The organism is Streptomyces sp. 150FB (assembly GCF_000818195.1).
Taxonomy (GTDB): domain Bacteria; phylum Actinomycetota; class Actinomycetes; order Streptomycetales; family Streptomycetaceae; genus Streptomyces.
Genome location: NZ_JTHL01000001.1, coordinates 7,425,436 through 7,431,899, shown reverse-complemented (window position 1 = coordinate 7,431,899; position 6,464 = coordinate 7,425,436). Strand labels below are relative to the sequence as shown.

4 protein-coding genes are annotated in these 6,464 nt (G+C 68.3%); all 4 read right to left on the bottom strand.

Annotated elements, in window-relative coordinates; translation table 11 throughout:
• Nucleotides 1-48: 48 nt before the first annotated feature.
• Complete coding sequence (locus QR77_RS31825; RefSeq protein WP_052489766.1) at nt 49-2,406, bottom strand: glycoside hydrolase N-terminal domain-containing protein; 2,358 nt, start codon at nt 2,404-2,406, stop codon at nt 49-51.
• A 186-nt stretch (nt 2,407-2,592) separates the two neighbouring features.
• Nucleotides 2,593-4,443 (bottom strand): carbohydrate-binding protein, encoded by a 1,851-nt coding sequence (locus QR77_RS31820; RefSeq protein ID WP_236711183.1) that lies wholly within the window; start codon nt 4,441-4,443, stop codon nt 2,593-2,595.
• A 143-nt stretch (nt 4,444-4,586) separates the two neighbouring features.
• Nucleotides 4,587-5,453 (bottom strand): carbohydrate ABC transporter permease, encoded by an 867-nt coding sequence (locus tag QR77_RS31815; RefSeq protein ID WP_040028990.1) that lies wholly within the window; start codon nt 5,451-5,453, stop codon nt 4,587-4,589.
• A 53-nt stretch (nt 5,454-5,506) separates the two neighbouring features.
• The gene (locus QR77_RS31810; RefSeq protein WP_052489190.1) at nt 5,507-6,448 is read right to left on the bottom strand and encodes a sugar ABC transporter permease; all 942 of its coding nucleotides are present in this window, start codon (nt 6,446-6,448) and stop codon (nt 5,507-5,509) included.
• Nucleotides 6,449-6,464: the final 16 nt, after the last annotated feature.

Genomic DNA, 6,464 nt, shown 5'->3' with positions numbered 1-6,464 from the left:
CGGCGCGGTGGCGGCGAGCCGGATGCGGGTCCGGCCTCCCCCCGCGTCTCATCCTCCGAGCCCGCTGATCGTGACCGAACGGCCGGGCTCGACACTGACCTTGCGGGTCTTTCCGCCGTGGACCACCGTGGTGGAGCGGCCCCCGACGCTGTGCAGCCGCGCCTCGGTGACCTTGCCCGCCTTCCAGCTCAGGTCGATGACAAAACCTCCGCGTACGCCCACGCCCGTCACCGAACCGGACTCCGCCCATGCCTCCGGCAGTGCTGGCAGCAGCTCGATGTGGCCCGGCCGCGAGTAGACCAGCATCTCGACCATGGCGGCCGGGGTGCCGAAGTTGGCCTCGATCTGGAAGATTCCGCGGCCCTTCTCGACCTCGTAGATGTCGAACAGGTTCATCGCCGTGCCGTTGGTGCCGTCCTTCGACGGCTTCAGGTTGGTGACGACGAGCTGGTACGCCTTCTCCGCGTCCTTCAGCCGTGCCCAGCACAGGCTGCGCCAGGCGTTCGCCCAGCCGAAGTTCTCCATGCCGCGCGCGGTGAGCAGGGCCGTGGCGCCGTCGAGCAGCTCCTTCGGCACCGAGTCCGGACGGATCCGGTCGCCGGGGAAGAGGCCGATGAGAGGGGAGAGATGGCGGTGGGTGGTCTCGCCGAGGTTGTCGGGCGACATCCACTCCTCCAGCCAGCCCGTCTTCTCACTGACCACGGGGAGGTAGAGACGCTCGCGCAGGCCGTCGATCGTACGGCTGTACGCGGCGTCCTCGCCCAGTACGGCGGTGGCTGTGTGGTAGTTGCCGAACAGCGACCACACCAGTTCCTGGGAGTACGTGTTGCCCTTGCCGTCCTGCGGTCCGTGCTCCGGCGACCAGTCGCTGTCGTCGATGAGCACCTCGCGGTCGGCGCCGGTCACCGGATCGGTGACCGTGGTGGTGATCAGACGGGCCTCCCAGAACTCGCAGGCGCCCTTGAGCAGGGGGTAGATCCGGCGCAGGTAGTCCCGGTCCTGGGTGTACTCGTAGTGCTCCCACAGGGACTGGCAGAGCCAGGCGCCGCCGGCCGGGTGCCACCACCAGCCGTTCCCGCCGTGGATGTTCGTGGAGAAGGCGATCGCCCAACCCGCCACCTTGCCGCTGGAGTTGCGGTAGCGGTTGCGCTCGTCGTTGAAGAGGCGCCCGGTCAGCTCGGTCCAGGAGGGAAGCTGCGCGAGGCAGTAGTCGGCGTAGGTGTCGAAACAGTCGGAGAGCCCCGCGCGGTCGGACATCCAGTAGTTCATCTGGATGTTGATGTCGGTGTGGTAATCGCCCATCCAGTCCGGGTCGTTGTTCGCCAGCCAGAGGCCCTGGAGGCCCATCGGCAGCGTGCCGTGCGATCCGGACATCATCAGATAACGGCCGAACTGAAGGTACTGCGCTTCGAGTTCGGGGTCGGGGACGCCGTCGGTCGCGCGCGCCTGGATCCGGTCCCAGGTGTTCAGGGCGCGCTGCTGCGCGGACGACGTGCCCAGCGTGAGGTCCATCTGCTCGAACTCGGCGCGGTGGTTGGCCACATGGGTGTGCAGGAGGGTCTCGGCGGTGTGCCGTGAGGCGTCGAGCACCTTGGTCCTGGCGAGGCGCTGCGGGTCGAGGCCGGGGGCGCGGAATCCGGCGGCGGCGTCCGGCGCGTAGTTCGTACCGCCGCTCACCACCACCGTGAGCTCGCGGCAGCCGGCGAAGGAGAGCTTCGCCCCTTCGACGGTGATCCGCCCGGTCCTGCTGTACGCGGTGACAGCGGCCCCGTACCGCAGGCCGCCGCCCGGCAGGGTGGCGCCGAACGAGGCGTACCTGCCCGCGCTGTTGGCCGTGGTGGTCTCGTCGTGCTGACCGTCGAGCGAGACCGTTCCCGTGTAGTGGCCGCCGCCCTTCTGCGAGAAGTGCAGCACGATCGCGTCGTCGGGACGGCTGGCGAAGATCTCGCGTTCGTACGTCACACCCGACCTGACGTACGAGGTCGTGACGAGCCCCTGGCTCAGGTCGAGGGCGCGCCGGTAGCCGGAGACGGCCGACAGGTCGTGGTCGGGTATCTCGACCGTCAGGTTCGCCAGCAGGGTGAGCGAGCCGAAGTCCTCGCGCCCGTAAGGGAACTGGCCGTCCGCGTCGAGGGTGTCGTTGACACCTCCCGTCCACATGCTCGCGTCGGTGATCATCAGCAGTTCGAGGCCGGGGTCGTTGGTCGCGAGTGCGCCGATGCGGCCGTTGCCGACCGGCAGCCCCTGCTCGATCATCGAGCTCTCGGAGCCCGGCGCCTGCCACCAGAGTTCGTTCCTGGCCGCCTTGGACAGCATGGGCGAGCTGTCGGGGCGGCGCGGCGCCGCCGAGGCGGCGAAGGCGGGCAGGCCGCCCAGTGCGGTCGCCGTGCCGGTGGCGGCGGCCAGCGCGAGGAAGCCGCGGCGGCTGGGGCGGCGGGCGCCGCCGCCGCTTTCGGTGTTCTCGGTGCCTTCGGTGCGTCCGGTGTGTCCGGTGTGTCCGGTCGGTTCGATGTCCACGGGGTTGCACTCCATGTCCGGAGGAGACGGTGCGTACGAGAACGGGGCCCGGGAGATCCCGGGCCCCGCGGAGAATCAGGAGAGCGGTACGGCGATCTTGTCGATGTCAGGGGCGTACCCACCGGAACCGCTGTCGAACGTAAGGGTGTTGGCGCCCGCCTTGAGCGTGACGGGCACGCTGATGGTCTCGGCCGTGTTCCAGTCCCCGGTGGAGGGGAACTTCAGGCTGGTGGCGGTGTTCCCGTTGGCGGAGACGAGTGCGGAGCGCGCGTCACCGCTGACGTACGAGACGCTGACGGTGTAGCGGCCGGCCTTCTTGACGGTGAGCCCGTTGAACTGGACCTTGCCGCCGTCGTAGAGGTTGCCGACCTTCTGGGCGCCGGAGCACGCGTCGCAGCCCGCGACGGAGGCGTTGCCGCTGACCGTGTTCGCCGGTGACTCCGCCTCGTAACTCGTCGTCCTCAGCGTCGATCCGGCGCCGGGCTTGACGGTGAACAGGCGGGAGCCGTGCGCGGGCAGCGCCTCGGTCACCTTGTCCGTGTACGTGCCGAGGTTCTCGTGGTTCCACAGGTCGCGGACGCCGGCCCGGCCGGTGAAGCCGAAGGAGGCCCAGTCGGCGGTCACTGAGGCGGGCGCGTCACCGAGGTTGAAGAGGGCGACGGTGTAGCTTCCGTCGGGGTTCTTCGTGCCCCACACCTGCTGGTCGCCGGACGCGGTGACCGGGCGTGCCACGGGTGCCGTGCTCTGGTCGACTCCGATGACCTCGCGGTTGGTCAGCAACGAGAGTCCGTAGGAGTCCAGTTGGGTGAGGTCGTCACCCGTGTAGAGCGGTGACTTGGAGATGGCCCAGAGCGTCATGTAGCTCTGCCGTTCGGCCTGGGTGATGCCGTCCATCTTTCCGAAGCCGACATCGATGGAGTCGAGGTCGTTCCAGCCGCCGGGGCCTGCCTTGCGGCTCCACGCCGGGGCGTCGTCGAACCGGTCGTTGACCGAATTCTCCCAGCTCACCAGGGTGTTGCAGTAGCACTCGACGTCGGTGTCGATGCGCCAGCCGTTGGAGTTCGCCTTCCAGTCGGCGGCGTGGTTGATGTCGAGCGACCAGGAGATCTCCAGGTGCACCGGGCGGCCGGCGGTCGCGATCGCCTTGTGCCAGGCGGCGACGTCAGCGGTGTTGTCGTAGTTGTCACCGGTCTTGCCGGAGCCGGGGCCGACGCCGTCCAGCTTGAGGAAGTCGTAGCCCCAGTCGGCGATCATCTGCGCCTGCGAGTCGACGTACTTCTGTGTGCAGGGGTTGGAGAAGTCGAGTTTGTACGCGCTGTCCCAGCCGTTGGTGGTGCGCAGGTCCGGGTAGACGATGTCGGCCGTGGTGCAGCCGGTGGCGTTGAGAATGGGCAGCTTGCCCTCGCCGTACCCTTCCTTCTCCAGGCCCACGGGGAGGTAGATGCCTGCCTTGAGGCCCTTGCTGTGGATGTGGTCGGCGACCGGTTTCATGCCGTGCGGGAAGCGGACTGCGTCGGGGGTCTGGCGGCCGTTCCCGTCGAACTCGGGTGTCCAGTCGGCGGTTCGCCACCAGCCGGCGTCGATGTTGACGTAGTCGTAGCCGTACGGCTTCAGCTTGGAGGCGAGCGCGTCGGTCTGCTTCAGGATGTTGGCTTCGGTGAGGTAGCTGTAGTCGCCGTCGGGGTTGAGCCCGGGGTACTTCGACGACTGCATGCTCCAACTCGTCCAGCCCATGTAGGGCTTGTCGGCGACCGGCGCCGCAGCGGGCTTCGCCGGGGACGTGGCCGGGGCCTGTACGGGTGACGCCGGCTTCGCCGGGGCCGCGGCCTCGGCTGCGGGGACTGCCGCCGCCAGACCGGCGGTGAGGGCGAGGACGAGCAGAGCTCTTACGGTTCGGCGCGCGGAACCCGCGGGGGTTCCGGGCAGGGCGGGGTACGAGGATGACCGCACGGGTCTGACCTCCTGTTGTCGGATCACGGGGGGTGCCGAGGTGGAACACGGGCAAGGGCGTCGTACTCCGGGCGTCATGGGGGCGGCGGCGCGGTGACCGCCGTACGCCCGGCGGCGGCTCAGCCCTTGCCCGAGCCGATGGTCAGCCCGCTGATGAACTGGCGCTGGAGCGCGAAGTACACCAGCAGTGTGGGGATCGCGGTCATGAGTGCGCCGGCCGCGATGAGGTTGGGGTTGGTGAAGTACTGGCCCTGGAGGTTGGCGAGCGCCGAGGTGATCGGCCGCTTGTCGCCGGTCTCGATCAGGGCGAGGGACCAGAAGAAGTCGTTGTAGATCCAGATGGACTCCAGCGTCGCCAGCGCGGCGAACGCCGGGCGGCACAGCGGCAGCACGATCTGGAAGAACTGACGCCATACGGGGGCGCCGTCGACGAGGGCCGCCTCCGTGATCTCCTTCGGGATCGTCCTCATGTAGTTGCTGAGGACGAAGGTGCAGAAGCCGCACTGGTACGCGATGTGGATCGCGATGATGCCCCAGACGGAGTTGTAGAGCAGGAAGGAGTCGCTCATCCAGCCCGGCAGGGGGATCAGCAGGTACAGCCGGTACAGCGGGGTGATGAGGACCTGCGCCGGGAGCAGGTTGCCCGCCGTGAAGAGCATCAGCAGGACCACGTTCCAGCGGAAGTCGAAGCGCGAGACGAAGAACGCCACCGCCGCCGAGAACAGCAGGGTCCCGAGGACCGCGGGGATCGTGATGAGGACGGAGTTCCAGAAGAAGTGCGGCATCCCGGACTGGGTCCAGGCGTCGGTGAAGTTCTGGAGGCTCAGGCTCCGCGGCCAGGAGAGGTAGCCGTGCTTGCTGGTGTCGGAGTAGGGCCGCAGCGAGGTGTAGATCGCCCACAGCAGCGGTACGAGCCACAGCAGGGCGATCCCGCCGAGGAGGATGTGCCGCCCGGTCTGGCGCCTCGGGCGTGACGGGCCGCCGATGGGCGCCGCGCGGCGGGTCCGGGCGCCGGCGGCCGGTGGTGTCGCGGTCGCTGTCACTGGTCCTCCTTGCGGAAGTTCTGGAAGAGGAAGGTCCCGATGGCGGCCAGTGACAGGACGAGCAGGACGACGGCGAGGGCGGAGCCGTAACCGATGTGGCTGGACTCGCCGATGATGTTGTCGGTGATGAGCAGGGAGAGCAGTTCCATGCCGGGTTTGCTGCCGGTGCCGCCGCCGAGCACGTAGACGATGTCGAACGCCCGCAGGGACTCCATGACGGTGACGACCAGGATGATGATGTTGACCGGCTTCAGCGCGGGGAAGATGACGCGCAGGAAGGTCTGGCGTCCGTTGGCGCCGTCGAGGGCCGCCGCCTCCTTGAGCGCCGGGTCGAAGCCCTTCAGTCCCGCCAGGTAGAGGATCATGATGTAACCGGTGTGGCGCCAGGCGGAGGCGACGAGTACGGCCCACAGGTTGAGCTTCGGGTCGCCCAGCCAGTCGATGTGGTGGCCGGGCGCCACCCCGTCCAGGATGCCGTTGAGCAGGCCGTTGTCGGGGTTGTAGATGATCTCCCAGATGAAGCCGACCACGGCGAGGGAGAGCACCATCGGCAGGAAGATCGCTGTCTGGTAGATCCGGGTGAAGCGGATCTTCCGGTCGAGCTGGTAGGCGAGGAAGACGCCGAACGGTGTGGGCAGCAGCCCGGTGAACAGCAGCCAGATCACGTTGTGGCGCACGGCCGGCCAGAACGGCGGGTAGTTGGTGAATATCTGGTGGTAGTTGTCGAGTCCGATCCAGTGGATGTCGGACAGGTCGATGCCGTCCCAGCTCGTGAAGGACAGACCGATGGAGGCCAGCGCCGGCAGCCACACGAAGACCATCAGGGCGAGCAGCGGGATACCGATGATGACCGTCAGGAAGAGCCGGTCACCACGGCCGAGCCGACGGGAACGGCGGGCGCGCGGCGGGGTCGCCTGCGCGGAGCGCACGGAGGACATGGTGAACCTTCCCGGT